Source organism: Bacillus sp. LR_5, assembly GCF_042709275.1.
Map to the genome: position 1 here is coordinate 1 of NZ_JAVAXX010000103.1, position 19,671 is coordinate 19,671.

Consider the following 19,671-nt stretch of genomic DNA (forward strand, 5'->3'; position numbering starts at 1 on the left):
GTTACTTGGGTATTCTAGAGATCTCTGACCAATTTCAGAATAGGTTGATTCATAACGTATTGTTGGATGGTACGGCATCTCTGCAGAAGATATTGGCAAGTTAACAACAGACTTAGCTGAGAAATGACAGGGTCTATTAAGTGAGGGTACGAAAATTCTTACGCGTGAAAATGAAACATATATTACATTTGTTGATTCTATGGGAGTATTAGCCGAAATAGAAAGTAAGACATTCCCCAAGAGGAAATAAAAGGACTAAACGGGTGGCTTGCTACAGAAGGTCTTTCCTTGTTTATATGGAGAAAACAGTGTTTTAGCAAGGGAGATAGTAGATGATAGAAGTGGGCAGAGTTATCAGAAAACGTATCTGTAAAAAAATAATTCTAAAATTCCCTCGAAATATTTTGAGAGCATCAAAAGCCAAAGAGCAAATTTTGAGATGAACCGAAGATGCATGTAAACTAAAGGGAAATCCTAAAATTAATAGGGGCGATATGATGAAAAAGATTATTAAAGGAAGTTTGCTGCGCGACAATCCCGAGAAGGCAATGCACTTATATTATGGAATATGTTTAGGAATCTGGCTGATTTATAATTTGGTGACATCCGGCTCCCCTGGACTGCCGCTTATGATTTTAGCCGGAGGAAATCTGATTTACGTTACAATCTTGAAAAAGAAAGAAGAAACGTGAAAAACACGCACCTCAGTGCGTGTTTTTTATTTAAAAACGTTGTGAAGACCCTCTTCCATTTCTTCTGATGACGGATACCACTTTGTCACCAGATCCCGAAACAGCCGTTCCGCAAAAAGAATCTCTTCCTCCGTATATCGGTCAAAAAATGACAGAAAACGCTGTTCGACCTTCTGGTGATAATATTTGTGCAAACTGTGCAGTTTTTTTCCGGCCGGTGTCAATCGGAAGTAGACCTCCTTTTTGTTATCGCTGAGCTGTGTTCTGTGAAGGAAGCCTGCGCCGAGCAATTTTGTGCTGATGCGCGATACAGTCGCTTTTGTCGTATTCATTTTTTCTGCAATAGACGTGACATTGATTGGTTCATTGTCCCCAACACAAGAAAGAACATGAATTTCTGTCATCGACAATTGAGATTTACTCCCGTGCTCGGCATCCAGCTTCTTCAATTCGTCAGACAAAAAGGCTTTAATGAGCCCCTCCCACTTCTCCTGCTGATGAATGAGCTCCGCATATAATTCAAAAATATTGCGTTTCGTATGATCTGTATTCATCGGGTTTTCCATCCTTTTTCATTCGATTGTTTCTTCTATCATACCGTTTTGTTACAGATGAAACAATCGAATTGAACTACACCCGGCTGGCAACGGAAATCCAGCGGCTGATCCCTGCTTGAATCACCTCGGCACAATCGGGCTCCGATGCCCCCACTGCCCAGGCAACATGTCCATCAGGGCGAATCAAAATCGTATGCACGTCCCGCAACTTTTCATTAGGTTCTGCAAGCGAGGCGTTTACCGTACGTAAGCCTTTTAATCGACTATGATCACAAGCCTCCTGTGTCAGCGACAGCAAAACGAATGTCCCGTTATGGAGACAGCTGTACAGCCGTTCCGAACTGCCGTCTGAAAGAATCAGCTCCATATCAGGAAGCCTTGACCCGTTCAAACGATGCGGCGGCATGTTAGGATCAGCTTCATACCTGACATCGAGCGCAGAAATTTGTCCCGCTACATATCGATTCACTTCAGGGAAGGCGAGCAGTTCCGACATCATACTTCGCAAATGGAGGCCTGCTTGATTGAAATCAAACAGCTTTGTTTGTGCCTCTGTGTTCCTCAGGAGCCCTTCAGCAGCTGGGTGCCGTTCCTTATGGTAGCTGTCCAAAAGCCATGAAGGTGCAACGCCCTTGACGGCCGCCGCCAGCTTCCATCCAAGGTTCATTGCATCCTGTAGGCCAACATTCAGCCCTTGGCCGCCCGCTGGAAAATGAATATGCGCCGCATCCCCAGCGAGAAAGATTCTGTCGTCCCGATACCGCTTCGCTTGGCGCGCGGCGTTCCCGAACCGCGACATCCAAGAAGGCTCGGTTAAACCGAAGTCAGTTCCGCAAATTCGTGCGAGATCAGCTTTCAGCTCCTCCTCAGTGACAGGCACATCTTTCGGCGTCTGCGTGCGATAAGGGCTGATCACGACGACACGGTATTGGTCCGGAGAAAGTGGAACAATCATGACACCGCCCTCTTTTGTGCAAAGGGACAGCACTCCTGACGGCGGCGGAGAAAGGAGCGCCACATCTCCAAGCGCAGCGGTGACAGTGCCGTCTGTTCCTGGAAACTCGATTCCAGCCTGTTTCCGGACGGTACTTCCTGCTCCATCGGCACCAACGACAAACATGCTCGTGATCGTCCGCAGACTGCCTCCCCGATCCTTAAAAATCGTTTGCGTCTCTGTCCCGTTTTGCGTAACCGACAATGCCTCTGCCCCTCGAAACACCTCTGCTCCCAGGCTTCGCGCATGTTCCTCGAGCAGCTGCTCTGTTTTGGCCTGCGGAAGCAAAAGCGTGTAAGGACAGCTCGTATCCAAGCCTGAAAAATCAAGACGGGTATCCAGCATAGAAAAGTGCCCGGAAGGTATCTTGCTTCCTTTGGATACGAAACGTTCCAACAGCCCTCTCATCTCAAGGAGCTCCAACGTCCGGGGATGGAGGGTCAACGCCTTGGAATGCGGAACAGGCTTTTCAAGGCGCTCAATCACACATGTTTTCACTCCGGCCATCGCAAGCTCGGAAGCCAGCATAAATCCGACCGGCCCTCCCCCTATAATCACTGCTTCTACATTCATCTTAATCACTCCTTTTGTTTCATACAAAACGAACAAAAACCAATAAAATAAACGAAAAAATAAAAACCATTTTCATTTTTTTGTTACACACGTAACAATTTAAATTATAACCTCTTACAAATTTTTCTTCAACACATTTTTCCAAACCAGCACAAAAAAGACGCCTCTTCAATTGGCGTCTTTTTATTCAGCATCAGAGATAACACCGACAATATTTTTTTCTCTTATCGGACCAAAGTGCCGACTGTCGAAGCTGTATATGCGATTATCTCCAACAACAAAATATTGTCCTTTCGGCACTTTGCTTGTTCCTGTCACATCTTTCAAGGTAAAATCACCCGTTACATGACTTCCAGCAGAAACTGATTTCAAATGCTTCAAAAATGGTTCAGCAACCTGCTTTCCGTTCACATACAGCTGATCATCTTTATATTTGATCGATTCACCGGGCAAGCCGATTACCCGCTTAATCAGCACTTTTTGATCAGGCCCTTTAAAAAGGACAATATCAAAACGATGGATGGTTTTAAATCGATGTGAGAATTTATTGACCAACAGTTCGTTTCCTTCCTGAAAGGTCGGGTTCATACTAACGCCTTCTACCTTGTAATCAATAAAGACGGCATTTTTAACCTGAATGGCGAGAACAACGGACACTACACCGGCAAGAAACCAAAACCGTTTTTTCATGTTACTGTCTCCCTCCATCATGCTCACGCTGACTGGCTCTCACATGCAGGTACCGCTCTACCTTTTTGCCGACATACCATAAGATAGTGATCACCAATACAGCAATGACCGTTCGAATCGGCTGTGTAATCAGTGCGTGCAGATCATATCCGATGAAGCTGATCATAAAAATCATGACAAGCTTCCCCGAAGCTGCCGCCAAAATAAACGGCCGCGTTCCGATCCTCGACAAACCGGCAACAACATTCACCGCGGCTGACGGTGTAAACGGAAAACAAAGCAGAAGAAACATGGGACCGAAGCCGTGCCTCTCCACCCATAACATCAGCTTTCTGACCGAAGGATGACTGCGGATAAAACCAAGCAATCTTCTCTGTCCGTATTGACGGACAATCAAAAATACGAGAATAGATCCAGCAGTTGATCCCGCCCAAGACAGGATGAATCCTTCCCACAGACCAAACGAGTTTGTATTTGCCACCACAAACACGATCAGCGGCAAAAACGGGAGAAATGCTTCAATTAAAGGCAGCAGCACAGCAATAAGCGGACCGAAAGCCCTATAGCTTTGAAATAATTCAGTTAAATGTTCTTGTGTGAAATAGGATAAAAAATGCTCCAACATTTATACTCCTTACCGGGTTTGTCTATCCTTATTCTACACATTATCAGCAGAAAACTAAAAAGTTTTGGCGATTTTTTCTGTCTTGAAACATTTCACCAGCCGATATAGAATACAAATAGAACAAACGTTCCCATTAGAAAGAAGGAGTCAGCAATGCCGAATCTGCAGGAGGAAATATACGAATTAATTGAACGGGCTCTCTTTTTGCCCATGGCCATTACGATTTTTAATCGTGATCTCGCCGGAATTGAGCAAAGCACATTAAAATTGAAGCATCCTTATAAACAGCTTATCAGCGAATCATTAAAAATAGCACAAAAGGATTTGATGGAGGTCAGAAAAGAGCTGAGGAAAAGAAAAATTGCGATACACGAGGCGGAACGCGATGAGGCCTTTACGCTTTATGTATTTGTGATCGATGGTTATGAAGAAAAGCACCGCTATTTTAATCCGCGAATTCGGGAGCAGGTCAGCGAATTATTAACATTCTATTTATTTGCCCCGGACAGGCCATGAGTCTTTTGAATCATTCTGTACTCTCCCAAGATTGCCCGCTCCCTCTTCGGGCAATTCCAACAATAAATTTCAGACAATTCCCACTATACAAACAAAATAAATTTATTTATAATTCGAACCACAACCTTTCGCCCCAAAAAATGACATGTGCCGCCATATCTGCGACATCATTTTCAGTACGCTTGGGCTTGCACACCCCAATCCTAAAAGAGAAGGAGGATTCTATGAAACTGATTCACGTTCTCGCCGCTTTGCCCTTTATCGGAATCTTACTCGGCATCCCTTTTGCAAATAAAGTGACTCCCTATGTGTTCGGCATGCCGTTTATTCTTGCCTATATCGTGATGTGGGCTCTTTTGACCTCTGCGTTGATGGCGATTGTGTATGTCCTCGATAACGAAAATAAAAAGGAGGAAGCAGAATGAACGCAGCTCTCATCATCATTTTCGGCGTCCTGCTTTTGAGTATTTTTCTCGGCATACGCGCCCAAAAAGGAAAAGATATGAACCTTGAGCAGTGGACGGTCGGAGGCCGCGGCTTCGGAACCGTATTCGTGTTCTTATTGATGGCAGGCGAAATTTATACCACATTTACGTTTCTCGGCGGAAGCGGCTGGGCCTACGGGAAAGGCGGACCGGCCTTTTACATCATCGCCTACGGATGCCTGGCTTACATCCTTTCTTATTGGCTTCTGCCGGCGGTTTGGACGTACGCGAAACAGCATAAGCTGATGTCACAGTCTGATTTTTTCACCAAAAAATATAACAGTCCGCTGCTTGGCGTGCTCGTTTCACTGGTCGGCATCGCCGCGCTCATTCCGTATCTTGTGCTGCAGCTGAAAGGCCTCGGGCTGATTGTATCGGAAACATCGTACGGCAAAATCTCTCCGACCGCCGCCATCTGGATCGGCGCCATTTCGATCACGGTTTACGTTATGGTATCCGGCATTCACGGGTCTGCCTGGATATCGGTTGTGAAAGACATCATGATTTTGGTTGTCGTTCTGTTTTTAGGTGTGTATTTGCCAATTCATTACTACGGCGGATTTCAAGACATGTTTCAGCAGATTGAAACGGCAAAGCCAGGCTTTCTTACGCTTCCCGAAACGGGGCAAAGTGCGGCCTGGTTCAGTTCAACCGTGCTCTTGACAGCACTTGGGTTTTACATGTGGCCTCATACGTTTTCCGCTTCGTATTCAGCCGAAAACCCAAAAGTCTTTCGCAAAAACGCCATCATCATGCCTTTATACCAGCTGGTCCTGCTCTTCGTCCTTTTCGTCGGCTTTGCGGCTATCCTGCAAGTTCCTGGTCTGAAAGGCGCAGACGGGGATCTATCGCTTTTGAGACTGTCACTGCAAACATTTGACCCTTGGTTTGTCGGGATTATCGGTGCCGCCGGACTGCTGACAGCGCTTGTGCCGGGGTCTATGATCTTAATGTCTGCCTCCACGCTGTTTGCAAAAAATGTGTACAAAGTGTTCGCGCCCCGCACGACAGAACAGCAAGTATCGGTGCTTGCTAAGTTTTTAGTGCCGGTGATCGCGCTGGTTTCGGTGTACTTTACCTTCAAGGGCGGGAATACCATCGTTACGCTGTTATTGATGGGCTACAGCCTTGTCACACAATTATTTCCGGCCCTGCTGTTCAGCCTGTTCAAGCATAATATGGTGACGAAGCAGGGAGCCTTTGCCGGCATCATTACAGGTGTCGGAGCGGTTTCTTATATTACATTGACGGAAACGACGATCAGCACTTTATTTCCCGCGCTGCCTCAAGCAGCAAAAGACTTAAATGTCGGCATAGTCGCCCTGCTTTTGAATATTACCGTCATGGTAGCTGTAAGCTTTGCGACAAGAAAAACGAAAAGTGCTGCGGCTGATCAGGCGGCATAAATCATAAAAAAGCAATCTGGACATCAGATTGCTTTTTCTTGTTTAACGTTCGCAGGCGATATAATCTTTGTCGCGGTCTTTCTTTTTATTGGCATCATAAAGCGCCTTAGAGACATAAGGCTTGTACTTTGTTTTTCCGCCTTTGTTTTTCACCTTCGACGTGCGGGCCACCCCGCCTTTGTATACTTTGTTTAACTCCTTGCAATTCTTATAGACCTTCACCTTTGTTTTGGCTTCCGCCACATGGTCAGATCCATATGAAAAACCGAAAACGAGACCGAGTGACAGCAAAACCGCAGCCGCTTTTTTCATGACGTTACACTCCCCCTTATATCCAATATTTAGTTGATTTATAGCCCGAATTTATCATAATTCATATAGTCTTATTTGACAAGATAAATATGGAAGAAGGGTTTGTTTTTTCTTGTTTTCTTTGTCTTTCAGTGTTCAATCTGCCAAAACATGTTTTTCTCTATATGCTCAGGGGTACACATACGAATGTACACCAAACAGAAAAGGAGCGTTGATGATGTCTGATTCAAATCTTAGCAATCCTTTAACAGCATTTTTTCATGATGAATTTCCTGAACAATACCAAGAACCGCCTGGCCTGCAGCAGAACATGAAGCCTGTGCCGGATTGCGGAGAGAAAAGCTACAAAGGATCTGGCAAGCTGACTGGACGAAAAGCGCTTGTCACCGGCGGCGATTCCGGTATCGGCCGCGCTGCCGCGATTGCTTATGCCCGGGAAGGTGCCGATGTAGCCATTAACTACCTGCCTGTGGAACAGCCTGATGCTGAAGAGGTGAAAGAACTGATAGAAGCAGAAGGGCGAAAAGCAGTGCTGATTCCCGGAGACTTGAGTGACGAATCCTTTTGCCAGAATTTAGTCAAACAGGCGCAGGAGGAGCTCGGCGGGCTGGATGTGCTAGCACTGGTTGCCGGCAAACAGCAAGCAGTCGAAAACATCGAAGACCTGCCTACTGAACAAATCTATAAAACATTTGAAGTGAACGTCTTTTCCCTTTACTGGGTTGTAAAAGCGGCACTTCCGTTGTTGCCGGAGGGCGCATCAATTATTACGACCACCTCAGTTGAAGGCTACAATCCAAGCCCGATGCTGTTAGATTACGCAGCAACGAAAAACGCCATTATCGGCTTTACCGTCGGACTAGGAAAACAACTGGCTTCCAAAGGCATCAGAGTAAACTCTGTTGCGCCTGGGCCAATCTGGACACCGCTGCAAATTTCCGGTGGACAGCCGACGGAAAATATCCCAAAATTCGGCCAAGGCACCCCGCCCGCTCCATTAAACCGCGCTGGGCAGCCAGTAGAATTGGCAGATGTTTATGTATTCTTAGCTTCAGAGAATTCAAGCTATGTGACATCTCAGGTATATGGCATCACCGGCGGAATTCCGACAGCCTAAAGCAGGAGAAGGAGCTGCCCTGTTTGGTCAGCTCCTTTCTTTTTTTCTAATACCGCTCCCCGAGCTCACGCAAAATAAAATCATAAATCATCTTCGTCCGCTCTTCCTTCGGATACAGCATAAATTCCTGCCGTTTTGGCACACGGTGTTCGATTCTGTCTTGGAATTTGGTTCTTAGCCATGCTGTCCGGTATACCTGGTTCTCGAACGAATTGCAGGAGATCGGCAGCTCCATTGTTTTCCCATTCGAAAACGTCACTTCCGTATCGTCGAATTCAGTCGGTTTGAATTCTTTCACATGCACATGGGAAATCCAGCCGCATTGGGGTCTTGTCGAAGAAAGTGTAGGGAATAAAAAGATTTGATTCGAAGGGTCCACCATGATCGGTGGTTTGTGTGAAATTTTTGTCACTTCATAAGTTCCTGCTTTTCTTCCCGCATAGCTTGATCCGAAAAACCGGCAGCTTCTGTCGACAATTTGCAGCGGCTTCATGCTGACGTAAAACACGCAGTCTTTTTCAATAATTTTGGAACAAATTTTGCCGTCGATTTCTTCTGGCAGCACGGCAATTGTTGCGCCGTTCACTTCATACGATTCTAAAGGTGCGTCTGTTTTCTGACTCATATTATGGCCTCCATCCTTTTTCTGCAAAATTTATACTAATAATCTATCATCTGTTTTTATAAAACGACAGGTTTTTTTAACAAATGAGCTAAAATCATCTTTTAATGATATTTATTGGTACTAAATCACTAGTAATAACCCGGTTTTACATTCGTAAGATCTTCCGGTTCACGGCATTTTGCAGGATATGTCGATAGATTGCCAAGTATTAGTTGTCTAAAAATTATAAAAATTTATTGATTTTTTCGACCGTTATCCATATACTATAAAAAAGGCATTGGGGGGATTCTTTATGAAAGAGAAAAAATCGTACACTGAGCTCATGAAGTCCCGCAACACGCAAAAAACAAAAGAATTCGATGTCACAATGACGGATATTTACATTCAAATGGTGCTCGATGAATCCTTGTATAACCGTCGGCTTGCCATGCTGACGGACCAAATTAACAAAGCCTTGGACGAAAAAGATAAAGATGCGTTTCTTACGCTCTCTAAAGAATATGCAGCGCTCAAGCAGAGCTAATAAGCCAATCCTTCAAGGATTGGCTTTTTATTATCCGTTCACAATTGTTCCGCCATTGACGTGAATCGTCTGTCCTGTGACGTATGTGGAATCGTCGCTGGCAAGGTATAGATAGCTTGGCGCCACTTCGACCGGCTGTCCCGGGCGTTCCATCGGCACGTCTGAACCAAACACTTCCACGTCTTTTGCGGCAAAGCTGGCCGGGATAAGCGGTGTCCAAATGGGACCCGGTGCCACTGCATTGACCCGTATGCCCTGCTGAACAAGCGATTGGGAAAGGGACCTTGTAAACGTAACGATCGCGCCTTTTGTCGCTGAATAATCGATCAGCGTTTTATTGCCTTTATAGGCAGTAATAGAAGCGGTATTAATAATAGAGCTCCCTTTTTTTAAATGAGGCAGCACTGCCTTTGTTAAGTAAAACATGGAAAAAATGTTTGTTTGGAAGGTTCTGATCAGCTGGTGGCTGGTGATTTTTTCAATGCTGGGCTGGACATGCTGCTCAGCTGCATTGTTAACCAATATATCAATGGATGGAAACACTTGGCTTGCCTGCCCGACCACATCATTGCAAAACGCTTCATCCCCGACATCTCCTGCAATCAGCAGGCATTTTACCCCTTCCTTTTCTACATACTGCTTTGTTTCCTCGGCGTCCTGATGTTCATTCAAATACACAATGACCACATTAGCCCCTTCTTTTGCGAATAACACCGAGACAGCGCGTCCAATCCCGCTGTCTCCTCCAGTAATAATAGCGGTTTTGCCCTCTAATTTTTTCGCTTTCTTCGGCTTATCAAAAACCGGACGCGGGTCCATCAGATATTCAAAACCAGGCTGCTGGTTCTGGTGCTGAGGCGGTAATGTTTTCTTTTTTTGATTCGCCAATGAAATCACTCCTTTTCAACCTTATTATGTTATGAACAATGCCTGCTTCCTATGTATGAAAAGATAGAATATGGAAAAATTAAGAATAAATCTGATTGGAGGTATAACGGCTTGGCTAATCAACATTTTGCAAAGGAAGCACCTGAAACATACTGGAAAACATCAACTGACTTGCCTTCTTTTCCTGCGCTTCAAGAGGACACTGAATGTGACGTCACCATTATCGGAGGCGGGATTACTGGAATCACAACGGCATATGAACTTACGAAGAGAGGCTTCCGTGTCGTTTTGATTGAAGCAAATCAGGTTCTTAACGGAACCACTGCACATACAACTGCTAAAGTTACCGCACAGCATGACATGATATACGACGAATTTATCCGCCATTTCGGATTAAACCATGCGAGGCTTTATTATGAAGCAAACCAAAACGCAATTGATTACATAAAAGGCATTGTTGATGAACATCGAATTGATTGTGAATGGATCGAGCAAGACGCATATCTTTATACGGCAAATGAAAACGCTGTTCAAAAAATCCGCACCGAGCATGAGGCATACACAAAGCTGGGAATTGAAAGAGACCTTATCAAGGATCTTCCAATTCCCTTAGGTTCTAAGCTGGCGCTTGTCATGAAGAATCAAGCTCAATTTCATCCGCTTCAATACTTAAAAGCGCTTCTGGAGCAAATTGTTCAAAAAGGCGGCCGAATTTATGAAGAGACCGTTGCGCTTGATATCAAAAAAGGCGAAAGGCCCGAAGTGGTAACAAAAAGCCGGCACGCCATTAAGAGCCGCTTTATCATATGCTGTTCCCACTTCCCTTTTTATGACGGAGGCGGATTATATGCTGCGAGAATGTACTCCGACAGATCTTATGTCCTTGCCATCAAGCCGAAGATCGAGTATCCCGAGGGCATGTATTTGAGTATCGATCAGCCGTCAGTGGCGCTCCGCTATACGGTTGTAAACGGTGAAAAGCTGATTCTCTTCAGCGGAGTAAGCCATAAAACAGGCCAGGGAAAAGCCATGTCTACACATTATGAAACACTGAGACAACTGGCCGAAAGCACCATCGGCATCGAAAGCATTCCATATTATTGGTCCACCCAAGATCTAGTGACGATCGACAAAATCCCGTTTATCGGGCCGATGTCGGAAAATGAGGACAATATTCTAGTAGCGACCGGGTTCAAAAAATGGGGCATGACGTCCTCAGCAGTCGCAGCCACTTTATTGTCAGACCTTGTGGAGAAAAAAGACAACCCATACGAAAGCATTTTCACGCCGTCCCGTTTCCATCTGAATCCCGGGTTGCAGAAAGTGATTTCCTACAATGCAGATGTCGCCAAGCATTTGATAAAAGGAAAGCTTGAAAAGCCTGATGTCCAATTTGAAGACATTTCGCCAGGGGAAGGGAAAGCCGTCACCATAAACGGCAGGCGAGCGGGAGCATTTCGTGATGAGACAGGCTGCCTCCATCTCGTTGATACGACTTGTACCCATTTAGGCTGCGAGGTCGAGTGGAACGACAGTGAGCATACGTGGGATTGTCCGTGCCACGGATCACGCTTTAAGCCATCTGGCGAAGTTGTAGAGGGTCCGGCCATTAAACCATTAAAACAAATAGATCTCGATTAAACCGTTCATTTTAATGAACGGTTTTTCAAATATTTTTCATCTGCAGCTTCATTCATGTTTCCCTTGGCCGATAAAAAAGAAAAAGGCTTAAAAAGCCAAAAAGTAAAAATTATATTTTTCCCAAGGGGGATCATTGTATTGTTATTTAAAAAAGACAGAAAACAAGAAACAGCTTACTTTTCAGATTCAAACGGACAGCAAAAAAACCGCATTCAGCTCACAAACAAACATGCAGATGTCAAAAAACAGCTCAAAATGGTCAGGTTGGGAGATGCTGAGCTTTACGTGTTAGAGCAGCTTCAGCCACTCATTCAAGAAAATATCGTAAATATCGTTGATGCGTTTTATAAAAACCTTGACCATGAAAGCTCATTGATGGATATCATTAATGATCACAGCTCAGTTGACCGCTTAAAACAAACGTTAAAACGGCATATTCAGGAAATGTTTGCAGGCGTTATCGATGATGAATTTATTGAAAAGCGTAACCGAATCGCCTCCATCCATTTAAGAATCGGCCTTTTGCCAAAATGGTATATGGGTGCGTTTCAAGAGCTTCTTTTGTCAATGATTGATATTTATGAAGCGTCCATTACAAATCAGCAAGAACTGCTAAAAGCCATTAAAGCAACAACAAAAATCTTGAACTTAGAACAGCAGCTTGTCCTTGAAGCGTTTCAAAGCGAGTACAACCAGACCCGTGATGAACAAGAAGAAAAGAAAAACCTTCTTCATCAGAAAATTCAAGAAACCTCTGGATCGATTGCCAATCTGTTTTCAGAAACAAGCAGATCAGTTCAAGAGCTTGTGGACAAATCTGAAGGCATTTCTCAAGCATCCAAAGCCGGCACTGTAACATCCAGCACTGTTGAAGAAAAGTCGATCGGCGGAAAAAAAGAGCTAGAAGTCCAGCAAAAACAGATGAACAAAATTGACACAAGCCTTGTCCAAATCGAAAAAGAAATGGTCAAGCTGGATGAAATCGCGCAGCAAATTGAAAAAATCTTCGGCATCGTCACAGGCATAGCTGAACAAACAAACCTTCTCTCGCTCAATGCATCTATTGAATCCGCCCGCGCCGGAGAACACGGCAAAGGCTTTGCTGTCGTGGCAAATGAAGTGCGGAAGCTTTCTGAGGATACGAAAAAAACCGTCTCTACTGTTTCTGAGCTTGTGAACAATACGAATACACAAATCAACATTGTATCCAAGCATATCAAAGACGTGAATGAGCTAGTCAGCGAAAGTAAAGAAAAAATGACGCAAATTAACCGCTTATTCGATGAAATCGTCCACAGCATGAAAATCAGCAAAGAGCAATCAGGCAAAATCGACGTCGATCTGCAAGCCTTTCTTGGAGGGCTTCAGGAAGTCAGCCGCGCCGTTTCCCATGTGGCCGCTTCCGTTGATTCGCTTGTCATCCTGACAGAAGAATAACCATCAAAAACCGGTCTGCCATACGGCCGGTTTTTCTGCGTTCATTATGTAAACTTAAATCAAAAATCAGTTGACATAATAATTGCCTGCATTTATTGTATAACCATATTTGATTACTGTTTGGAGGATTTCACATGCTGAAATTAATCGACATGATGCATATTGCGATTTTCACCGCGCTGATGGCAGTGCTCGGCTTTATGCCCCCTCTCTTCTTATCCTTTACACCCGTTCCGATTACATTGCAAACGCTTGGTGTCATGTTGGCAGGCAGCATTCTCAGGCCAAAGTCTGCTATCTTAAGCCAGATTGTCTTTTTGCTGCTCGTCGCCTTCGGAGCGCCGCTGTTGCCCGGCGGACGAGGCGGTTTTGGTGTGTTTTTCGGACCGAGCTCAGGCTTTTTGATTGCTTATCCCCTCGCTTCATGGCTGATCAGTTTAGCCGCTAACAGGCTGCGGAAGGTGACAGTATTGCGTCTCTTTTTCACTCATATCGTATTCGGCATCATCTTTATTTATCTGCTTGGTATACCGGTACAAGCTTTTATCATGCATATTGATTTGTCACAGGCCGCCTTCATGAGCCTTGCATATGTGCCTGGTGATTTGATAAAAGCGGCTGTATCTGCATTTCTGGCGATAAAAATCACTCAAGCCTTGTCTCTTTCTGATACGATGTTTACAAAAGGAGGATGACACTACATGACAATTACCCATACCTATTCATCTACTGCCGAAACATCGCCCGGCCGTGTAGCGATCCAGACTGAATCGGAGCAAATCACGTACCATGATTGGGATCGGCTTGTCTCTCAAACCGCAAATTGGCTGCGGTCACAGCCGAGCACGCCGAATCGTGTGGCGATCCTGCTCCCAAATAGTCTGGCGTTTTTACAGCTGTTTGCCGGAGCCGCAGCGGCTGGATGCACAGCCATTCCCATCGACACACGCTGGAGCCCGGCTGAATGTAAGGAGCGGCTGTCCATAAGCAATGCGGATCTTGTGGTTACTTTAGCCTTTTTCAAAAACAAACTGACAGATAGCCAGACACCTGTTGTTTTGCTGGATAACTGTATGGCAGATATTTCTGAAGCAACCGCTGATCCCTTGCCTACCATTGATCCGGAGCACCCTTTTTATATGGGATTTACGTCGGGCTCGACAGGAAAACCGAAGGCCTTTACGCGATCTCACCGCTCATGGATAGAGAGCTTTACCTGTACAGAAACAGATTTTTCAATTTCATCAAATGACACGGTATTGATTCCCGGGACGTTAATGTCCTCTCACTTCTTATACGGGGCAGTCAGCACTTTGTTTCTCGGAGGAACCGTTTGTTTGCTGAAAAAGTTTTCTCCTGCCAAAGCGAAGGAATGGCTGTGCCGTGAATCCATCAGTGTTCTCTATACCGTACCGACGATGACAGACGCCCTCACAAGGATTGAGGGTTTTCCCGACAGTCCCGTCAAAATCATTTCATCCGGCGCAGACTGGCCGGCAGAATCCAAGGAGAAGCTTGCCGCTGCATGGCCTCATCTCAAGCTGTACGATTTTTACGGCACATCAGAGCTTAGTTTTGTGACGTTTTCTTCACCGGAAGACAGCAAACGGAAACCGCATTCAGCGGGCCGCCCTTTTCATAATGTCCGGATCGAAATCCGCAACGCTGAAGGAGAACGCTGTCAGCCAGGCGAAGTCGGAAAAATATTTGTCAACAGCCCGATGCGGTTTTCCGGCTATGTGAACGGCAGCACACCAGATGAATGGATGACAGTGGATGATATGGGCTATGTTGATGAAGAGGGCTTTCTATACATATCAGGAAGAGAAAACGGGATGATCGTGTACGGAGGATTAAATATTTTCCCAGAAGAAATTGAACGTGTGCTTCTCGCCTGCCCAGAGGTTGAAAGCGCGGCTGTCGTTGGCATTCCCGACGAGTATTGGGGAGAAATCGCTGTAGCTGTCATTCATGGAAACGCTAATGCCAGAACACTGAAAGCCTTGTGTAAACAGAAATTAGCCTCCTATAAAATTCCGAAAAAATGGGTGTTTGCAGACAGCTTGCCGGAAACGAGCAGCGGAAAAATTGCCCGTTCCAGCGTGAAAAAATGGCTGGAAGAGAGTATACAGTATAAATGAATGCGGTTATTGTTGATGCAAAACGAACGATCTTTGGAAATCAAAACGGACTGCTGAAGCCCTTCCTGCCGGAGGATTTGTCAGCTCCCATCATCCGCTGTCTCAGCCGAAAGCTAGAGGATCAAATTGACGAGGTCATTCTCGGAAACGCTACCGGCAGAGGCGGCAACCTCGCCAGACTGTCAGCCCTTCAAGCCGGACTGCCTTTATCGGTTCCCGGAATGACAATTGACAGACAGTGCGGCTCCGGCCTTGAAGCTGTGCGCTATGCCTGCAGCCTTATTCAAGCGGGAGCCGGCACGATGTATATCGCGGGCGGCTCAGAAAGCAGCAGCCAATCCCCTTTTTCAGAACGGGCCCGCTTTTCTCCAGATGCCATCGGCGATCCAGACATGGGCATTGCGGCAGAATATACGGCTGCACGCTATTCCATCAGCAGAAGCATGCAGGATGAGTACGCCCTTCTCAGCCATCAACGCAGCAGGAACGCGCATGATGGAGGATTTTACCGTGAAGAAATTGTTCCTCTCGGGGAATTGGAGACGGACGAAGCATTTTTGAAAACGCGGCCAATAGAAGCGATTATTCCCCGTGCAAAGCCGGTTTTCGACACCAGCTCCGGAACAGTCACAGCAGCCAACAGCAGCGGCATAGCAGACGGAGCAGCGGCTCTTTTGGTAATGGAAGAAGAAAAAGCGGCAGCCCTGGGACTTAAGCCTGTGCTCCGGTTTATCGGCAGCGCAGTCAGTGGGATTCACCCCAACTATCCGCCCGCGGCACCGGTTGATGCGATCCGTAACCTCTTACATACACACGATGTAACACCTGAGGATATCGGTTTATTTGAAATCAATGAAGCCTTTGCCGTCAAAATTTGTGTCTGCTCGCAAGAACTCGGCATTCCCTTTTCAAAAATCAATGTGCGCGGCGGCGCCTTAGCTCTTGGCCATCCGTACGGTGCATCAGGTGCAGCTCTGGTAACCAGATTGTTTTATGAAGCGAAAAGACGGACAGACTGTCAATATGTGGTTGCAGCCATCGGAAGCGGCGGCGGAATTGGACTTGCTTTATTATTTGAAGTTCTTGCATAGGCTTTTTCATAGGACACACGCTTTCGATTTAGTATAATAGCGATATGAATAAAGTCAGGAAGGGGATTTTATGACAGCCGTTTGTTTAGTAAGACATGGAGAAACCGATTGGAACCTGCAGCAAAAATGCCAAGGAAAAACCGATATTCCGCTAAACACAACAGGTGAACGCCAAGCCAGAGAAACCGGAGAATATGTAAAGGACTTTTCTTGGGATATTATTGTGACGAGCCCGCTGAAAAGAGCGAAAAGAACCGCGGAAATTATTAATGAATATCTGCATCTTCCGATAGTCGAGATGGATGATTTTAAGGAACGCGATTACGGCGATGCGGAGGGCATGCCGCTGGAGGAACGGACAAAGCGCTATCCAGATAACATCTATCCGAATATGGAAACGTTAGAAGAACTCACTGACAGGCTGATGGGCGGTTTGGCAAAAGTGAACCAGGCGTATCCAAACAAGAAGGTGCTGATCGTGGCGCACGGTGCGGCAATTCACGCCCTGCTGACGGAAATATCCGGCGGTGACCCGGAGCTTCAAAGCACCCGTCTCGTCAACGCCTGCCTCAGCAACATTGAATTTGCAGAAGAAAAATGGCGGATAAAAGACTATAATATTAACAGCCACTTATCCGGCTTTATCAAATAAGAAAAAGACAGGCGTTTGCCTGTCTTTTCTTTTATTTCTTAGCAGCCGGCATCTCTTTTTGAAGCTCGTCCAAAATGGCATTCGCCCCGTCTACACTGCGGCGCAGAGACCACACCGCACGGTCCACATGGTATACATGCCCGTTTTTCACTGCCTTCAGTTTTTTCCAAAGGACATTCTTTTCGATCGGGCGTTTACCGTCGGCGTCGAGGTCATCTGTTTTTCCTGTCATCAGGATGATCACATCCGGATCTGTTTTCAGCAGCTGCTCCAGTGTCATTTTCATATTCACAGAGTCGCCGCCATTGCTTGAATCGCTATTGCCTGACGTACTGATTGCATATCGATAGCCGACCTGTGTTAAAAGTCTCGATGTAAAGAAGTTTTCATCCCTGGCCATAATCGTATCATTTGTATTTCCGATCAAAAGCACGGACTGGCTGTTCGCGCTGATTTTCTGCTTTGTCTCGCTAAGCTTTTCTTCATGCGCCGTCAGCTTTTTCTCCATTTCCTTCTCCTTGCCGACTGCTTTTGCAATCGTAAGCGAAGCGTCAATTGTATCCTGATAATCAGCATTTAAATTATTAAGTGCAATCGTCGGCGCTATTTTTTTCAGCTGATCGTACACCTTCTTATGCCGGGTCGTGTCAGCAATAATTAAATCGGGTTTTAATGAAGCGATTTTTTCCATGCTTGGCTGTGAGCGGGTGCCGACAGATGTGTAGCCGTCAATTTTCTTCAGCACATCCTTGTTGATCAGCTGCTTCGCTTTGTTGTCATCGGCAACCCCGACAGGCGTAATGCCGAGATCAAGCAGTGTATCAATAAAACCTAGCTCAAGAACAACAACCCGCTTCGGATGCTCAGGCACATTTGTCTTCCCTAAATCATGTGTTACCGCCACTTTATGTTCTTTACTGTTTTGATTGCCGCTTGAAGACGAGCAAGCAGCCGTTAAGACAGAAAGAAGTAAAACTGTAAGAATAATCAGTGTTTTTTTCATATGTTCCAGTCTCTCCTGTTGGTAGTTTCTATGGTTAAGATGTCCAAGAGTAGTATAACACGGAATGAGAATCATTATCACCAATTATTTTTAAAATGAGAAGAGAAAGTTCGGCTTACAGGAAAATCTTGTTTCGCGACACAGCAGTTCAGCAGCTGATCATCCTGTCCACAAAAAAGCTTGCAGAAAAATAACATTCTCTGCAAGCTGATCCTGTTAAAGCTTCACAATCACTCTTCCTTGAATGCGATTTTGCAAAATATCTTTTAACGCACCCGGCGTTTCTTCCAATGATACTTCCCTGTCCACGATGGTCAGCAGCTGATCAGGCTTGAGATCAGAAGACATGCGCTCCCAAACAGCGGCTCTGACGTCCATCGGACAATATACTGAATCGATTCCGAGCAGGCTTACTCCGCGAAGAATAAAAGGATACACGGTTGCCGGAACTTCTCCTCCGCCGGTTAAGCCGCTCACTGCGACAGATCCGCCGTATTGAATTTTGCTTAAAAGCGAGGCAAGCTGTTTTCCGCCGACTGGATCAACCGCTCCCTGCCATTTCTGCTTGGACAGCGCCTTAAGCGTTCCATCATAGACATCTTCCCTGCTGATTACTTCGCTTGCACCGAGCTGTTTCAAATAATCAGCCGCCTCCCGGTTTCCGGTGCTTGCCACCACATCATAGCCCCGTTTGTTCAGCATCGAAACCGCAATTCCGCCGACACCGCCAGTTGCTCCTGTGACTAGCACGCTGCCTTTTTCCGGAGACAGACCGTTCTGTTCAAGCCGATGCACTGATAACGCCGCAGTAAATCCCGCCGTTCCGTACACCATCGCTTCTTTTAACGAAAGATTCTGTGGCAAAGGCACCAGCCAGTCACCAGGCACCGAAGCGTATTCACTTAATCCGCCATCACGGGAGACACCGAGCTCATAGCTTGTCGCGATCACCTCATCCCCCTCCGCAAAACGCGGATCTTTGGAAGAAACGACCGTACCCGCAGCATCAATGCCTAAAATAAGCGGATACTCTCTGACGATATTGCCTCCTGCTTTTCCGGCCAGACCATCTTTGTAATTGATGCCGGAATAAGCAACTTTAATCAGGACACCATCCTTCGGCAAATCCTCTGTTGATATGGTTTTCACATGGACTGAAACATCATCGGCATTTTTTTCTGCCTGCAATGCTTGAAATAACGTTGACATTCGGCACACTCCTTTTCATTTATATCGTAACCGAAGAACGTTCAAAAAACCAAATCATCAAGCCGCCATTTTCACTTCGCCGGCACATTGAGAGAATAATGGACAAATGCGGTATCCTCTTCATAGCCGTTTTGCTCATACAAGCTTCTTGCCTTCCGGTTGTGGTGCTCAGTCTGAAGCGTTAAACATTTTGCCACGTTTTCCCCTGCATAATCCTTTGCAGCAGAAAGCAGCCGGCCGCCGGCTCCCTTTGTACGCGCATGAGGAACGACAAATAAGTCATTTAATATGTAGATCCTTTTCATTGACACAGAAGAAAACGTTGGATAGAGCTGGGTAAAGCCTATGAATTCTCCATTTTCTTCTGCTATCAAAATAACAGACTCGTGATTTTCCAAACGAGCTTTCAAAAAAGCCTCCGCCCCTTGCAAATCGGATGCCTGTCTATAAAATTCCCGATATTGGTTAAACAGCGGTGCGAGGGCTGCTGCATC

22 protein-coding genes and 1 pseudogene are annotated in these 19,671 nt (G+C 45.8%); 13 read left to right on the forward strand and 10 right to left on the reverse strand.

Annotation, left to right across the window (positions count from 1 at the left end; genetic code table 11):
- Nucleotides 1-494 precede the first annotated feature (494 nt).
- A complete protein-coding gene (locus tag RAC86_RS19465) occupies nucleotides 495-692 on the forward strand; it encodes a hypothetical protein (protein WP_014113290.1) in 198 nt (65 codons plus the stop codon).
- 26 nt (nucleotides 693-718) lie between these two features.
- Here the strand turns inward: RAC86_RS19465 and RAC86_RS19470 are convergent, their stop codons facing one another.
- From RAC86_RS19470 to RAC86_RS19485, 4 genes are all read right to left on the reverse strand, one after another.
- Nucleotides 719-1,246: a MarR family transcriptional regulator gene (locus RAC86_RS19470; RefSeq protein WP_014113289.1), complete on the reverse strand. Its 528-nt coding sequence runs from the start codon at nucleotides 1,244-1,246 to the stop codon at nucleotides 719-721.
- A 76-nt stretch (nucleotides 1,247-1,322) separates the two neighbouring features.
- Nucleotides 1,323-2,822 (reverse strand): monooxygenase, encoded by a 1,500-nt coding sequence (locus RAC86_RS19475; RefSeq protein WP_072566827.1) that lies wholly within the window; start codon nucleotides 2,820-2,822, stop codon nucleotides 1,323-1,325.
- A gap of 177 nt (nucleotides 2,823-2,999) precedes the next feature.
- On the reverse strand, nucleotides 3,000-3,506 hold the full coding sequence (gene lepB, locus RAC86_RS19480) for a signal peptidase I (protein ID WP_014113287.1): 507 nt from the start codon (nucleotides 3,504-3,506) through the stop codon (nucleotides 3,000-3,002).
- A gap of 1 nt (nucleotide 3,507) precedes the next feature.
- Nucleotides 3,508-4,131, reverse strand: a complete 624-nt coding sequence (locus RAC86_RS19485) for a TVP38/TMEM64 family protein (protein WP_014113286.1) — start codon at nucleotides 4,129-4,131, stop codon at nucleotides 3,508-3,510.
- Nucleotides 4,132-4,284: 153 nt separating this feature from the next.
- Here RAC86_RS19485 and RAC86_RS19490 point away from each other — a divergent pair, with 153 nt between their 5' ends.
- The 3 genes from RAC86_RS19490 to RAC86_RS19500 all read left to right on the forward strand — a co-directional run bounded on the left by RAC86_RS19490 (nucleotide 4,285) and on the right by RAC86_RS19500 (nucleotide 6,538).
- Entirely contained in the window at nucleotides 4,285-4,647 is a 363-nt protein-coding gene (locus tag RAC86_RS19490; RefSeq protein ID WP_072183342.1) for a YhjD family protein, read from the forward strand.
- Nucleotides 4,648-4,871: 224 nt separating this feature from the next.
- Entirely contained in the window at nucleotides 4,872-5,072 is a 201-nt protein-coding gene (locus RAC86_RS19495; RefSeq protein WP_014113284.1) for a DUF3311 domain-containing protein, read from the forward strand.
- Nucleotides 5,069-6,538, forward strand: coding sequence for a sodium:solute symporter family protein (locus RAC86_RS19500; protein WP_072566050.1), 1,470 nt, complete (start codon nucleotides 5,069-5,071; stop codon nucleotides 6,536-6,538). Before RAC86_RS19495 ends, RAC86_RS19500 begins: the two co-directional genes overlap by 4 nt.
- A gap of 42 nt (nucleotides 6,539-6,580) precedes the next feature.
- Here the strand turns inward: RAC86_RS19500 and RAC86_RS19505 are convergent, their stop codons facing one another.
- Nucleotides 6,581-6,850, reverse strand: coding sequence for an excalibur calcium-binding domain-containing protein (locus RAC86_RS19505; protein WP_014113282.1), 270 nt, complete (start codon nucleotides 6,848-6,850; stop codon nucleotides 6,581-6,583).
- A 217-nt stretch (nucleotides 6,851-7,067) separates the two neighbouring features.
- On the opposite strand from RAC86_RS19505, the gene RAC86_RS19510 reads away from it, so the two are divergent.
- Complete coding sequence (locus tag RAC86_RS19510) at nucleotides 7,068-7,967, forward strand: SDR family oxidoreductase (RefSeq protein ID WP_072566049.1); 900 nt, start codon at nucleotides 7,068-7,070, stop codon at nucleotides 7,965-7,967.
- A 46-nt stretch (nucleotides 7,968-8,013) separates the two neighbouring features.
- On the opposite strand, the gene comK is transcribed toward RAC86_RS19510, so the two are convergent.
- Complete coding sequence (comK, locus tag RAC86_RS19515) at nucleotides 8,014-8,592, reverse strand: competence transcription factor ComK (protein WP_024712928.1); 579 nt, start codon at nucleotides 8,590-8,592, stop codon at nucleotides 8,014-8,016.
- Between the two features lie 292 nt (nucleotides 8,593-8,884).
- On the opposite strand from comK, the gene RAC86_RS19520 reads away from it, so the two are divergent.
- Entirely contained in the window at nucleotides 8,885-9,115 is a 231-nt protein-coding gene (locus RAC86_RS19520; RefSeq protein ID WP_377885953.1) for an IDEAL domain-containing protein, read from the forward strand.
- Nucleotides 9,116-9,145: 30 nt separating this feature from the next.
- On the opposite strand, the gene RAC86_RS19525 is transcribed toward RAC86_RS19520, so the two are convergent.
- On the reverse strand, nucleotides 9,146-10,003 hold the full coding sequence (locus tag RAC86_RS19525) for an SDR family oxidoreductase (protein WP_003245662.1): 858 nt from the start codon (nucleotides 10,001-10,003) through the stop codon (nucleotides 9,146-9,148).
- Between the two features lie 111 nt (nucleotides 10,004-10,114).
- Here RAC86_RS19525 and RAC86_RS19530 point away from each other — a divergent pair, with 111 nt between their 5' ends.
- From RAC86_RS19530 to phoE, 7 genes and pseudogenes are all read left to right on the forward strand, one after another.
- Entirely contained in the window at nucleotides 10,115-11,644 is a 1,530-nt protein-coding gene (locus RAC86_RS19530; protein WP_377885954.1) for an FAD-dependent oxidoreductase, read from the forward strand.
- A 54-nt stretch (nucleotides 11,645-11,698) separates the two neighbouring features.
- Nucleotides 11,699-12,325: pseudogene (locus RAC86_RS19535) on the forward strand (protoglobin domain-containing protein); the annotation flags it as partial.
- A 240-nt stretch (nucleotides 12,326-12,565) separates the two neighbouring features.
- Complete coding sequence (locus RAC86_RS19540; protein WP_326255844.1) at nucleotides 12,566-13,081, forward strand: methyl-accepting chemotaxis protein; 516 nt, start codon at nucleotides 12,566-12,568, stop codon at nucleotides 13,079-13,081.
- A 134-nt stretch (nucleotides 13,082-13,215) separates the two neighbouring features.
- Complete coding sequence (locus RAC86_RS19545) at nucleotides 13,216-13,776, forward strand: biotin transporter BioY (RefSeq protein ID WP_327837762.1); 561 nt, start codon at nucleotides 13,216-13,218, stop codon at nucleotides 13,774-13,776.
- A gap of 6 nt (nucleotides 13,777-13,782) precedes the next feature.
- Nucleotides 13,783-15,222: an acyl-CoA synthetase gene (locus tag RAC86_RS19550; protein WP_377885955.1), complete on the forward strand. Its 1,440-nt coding sequence runs from the start codon at nucleotides 13,783-13,785 to the stop codon at nucleotides 15,220-15,222.
- On the forward strand, nucleotides 15,219-16,313 hold the full coding sequence (locus RAC86_RS19555; RefSeq protein WP_377885956.1) for an acetyl-CoA C-acyltransferase: 1,095 nt from the start codon (nucleotides 15,219-15,221) through the stop codon (nucleotides 16,311-16,313). The genes RAC86_RS19550 and RAC86_RS19555 overlap by 4 nt, the downstream gene beginning before the upstream one ends.
- A gap of 70 nt (nucleotides 16,314-16,383) precedes the next feature.
- Nucleotides 16,384-16,965, forward strand: a complete 582-nt coding sequence (gene phoE, locus RAC86_RS19560) for a phosphatase PhoE (protein WP_017695347.1) — start codon at nucleotides 16,384-16,386, stop codon at nucleotides 16,963-16,965.
- Nucleotides 16,966-16,996: 31 nt separating this feature from the next.
- On the opposite strand, the gene RAC86_RS19565 is transcribed toward phoE, so the two are convergent.
- From RAC86_RS19565 to RAC86_RS19575, 3 genes are all read right to left on the reverse strand, one after another.
- Complete coding sequence (locus RAC86_RS19565) at nucleotides 16,997-17,968, reverse strand: ABC transporter substrate-binding protein (protein WP_003233159.1); 972 nt, start codon at nucleotides 17,966-17,968, stop codon at nucleotides 16,997-16,999.
- 216 nt (nucleotides 17,969-18,184) lie between these two features.
- The gene (locus RAC86_RS19570) at nucleotides 18,185-19,177 is read right to left on the reverse strand and encodes an NADPH:quinone oxidoreductase family protein (protein WP_029726297.1); all 993 of its coding nucleotides are present in this window, start codon (nucleotides 19,175-19,177) and stop codon (nucleotides 18,185-18,187) included.
- A gap of 71 nt (nucleotides 19,178-19,248) precedes the next feature.
- A partial coding sequence (locus RAC86_RS19575; RefSeq protein WP_377885957.1) for a GNAT family N-acetyltransferase occupies nucleotides 19,249-19,671 on the reverse strand: 423 nt, incomplete at its 5' end.

Coding starts and splice junctions, on each gene's coding strand:
- RAC86_RS19465 (WP_014113290.1), top strand. CDS start 495: ATGATGAAAAAGATTATTAAAGGAAGTTTGCTGCGCGACAATCCCGAG.
- RAC86_RS19470 (WP_014113289.1), bottom strand. CDS start 1,246: ATGAATACAGATCATACGAAACGCAATATTTTTGAATTATATGCGGAG.
- lepB (WP_014113287.1), bottom strand. CDS start 3,506: ATGAAAAAACGGTTTTGGTTTCTTGCCGGTGTAGTGTCCGTTGTTCTC.
- RAC86_RS19485 (WP_014113286.1), bottom strand. CDS start 4,131: ATGTTGGAGCATTTTTTATCCTATTTCACACAAGAACATTTAACTGAA.
- RAC86_RS19490 (WP_072183342.1), top strand. CDS start 4,285: ATGCCGAATCTGCAGGAGGAAATATACGAATTAATTGAACGGGCTCTC.
- RAC86_RS19495 (WP_014113284.1), top strand. CDS start 4,872: ATGAAACTGATTCACGTTCTCGCCGCTTTGCCCTTTATCGGAATCTTA.
- RAC86_RS19500 (WP_072566050.1), top strand. CDS start 5,069: ATGAACGCAGCTCTCATCATCATTTTCGGCGTCCTGCTTTTGAGTATT.
- RAC86_RS19505 (WP_014113282.1), bottom strand. CDS start 6,850: ATGAAAAAAGCGGCTGCGGTTTTGCTGTCACTCGGTCTCGTTTTCGGT.
- RAC86_RS19510 (WP_072566049.1), top strand. CDS start 7,068: ATGTCTGATTCAAATCTTAGCAATCCTTTAACAGCATTTTTTCATGAT.
- comK (WP_024712928.1), bottom strand. CDS start 8,592: ATGAGTCAGAAAACAGACGCACCTTTAGAATCGTATGAAGTGAACGGC.
- RAC86_RS19520 (WP_377885953.1), top strand. CDS start 8,885: ATGAAAGAGAAAAAATCGTACACTGAGCTCATGAAGTCCCGCAACACG.
- RAC86_RS19540 (WP_326255844.1), top strand. CDS start 12,566: ATGAACAAAATTGACACAAGCCTTGTCCAAATCGAAAAAGAAATGGTC.
- RAC86_RS19545 (WP_327837762.1), top strand. CDS start 13,216: ATGCTGAAATTAATCGACATGATGCATATTGCGATTTTCACCGCGCTG.
- RAC86_RS19550 (WP_377885955.1), top strand. CDS start 13,783: ATGACAATTACCCATACCTATTCATCTACTGCCGAAACATCGCCCGGC.
- RAC86_RS19555 (WP_377885956.1), top strand. CDS start 15,219: ATGAATGCGGTTATTGTTGATGCAAAACGAACGATCTTTGGAAATCAA.
- phoE (WP_017695347.1), top strand. CDS start 16,384: ATGACAGCCGTTTGTTTAGTAAGACATGGAGAAACCGATTGGAACCTG.
- RAC86_RS19565 (WP_003233159.1), bottom strand. CDS start 17,968: ATGAAAAAAACACTGATTATTCTTACAGTTTTACTTCTTTCTGTCTTA.
- RAC86_RS19570 (WP_029726297.1), bottom strand. CDS start 19,177: ATGTCAACGTTATTTCAAGCATTGCAGGCAGAAAAAAATGCCGATGAT.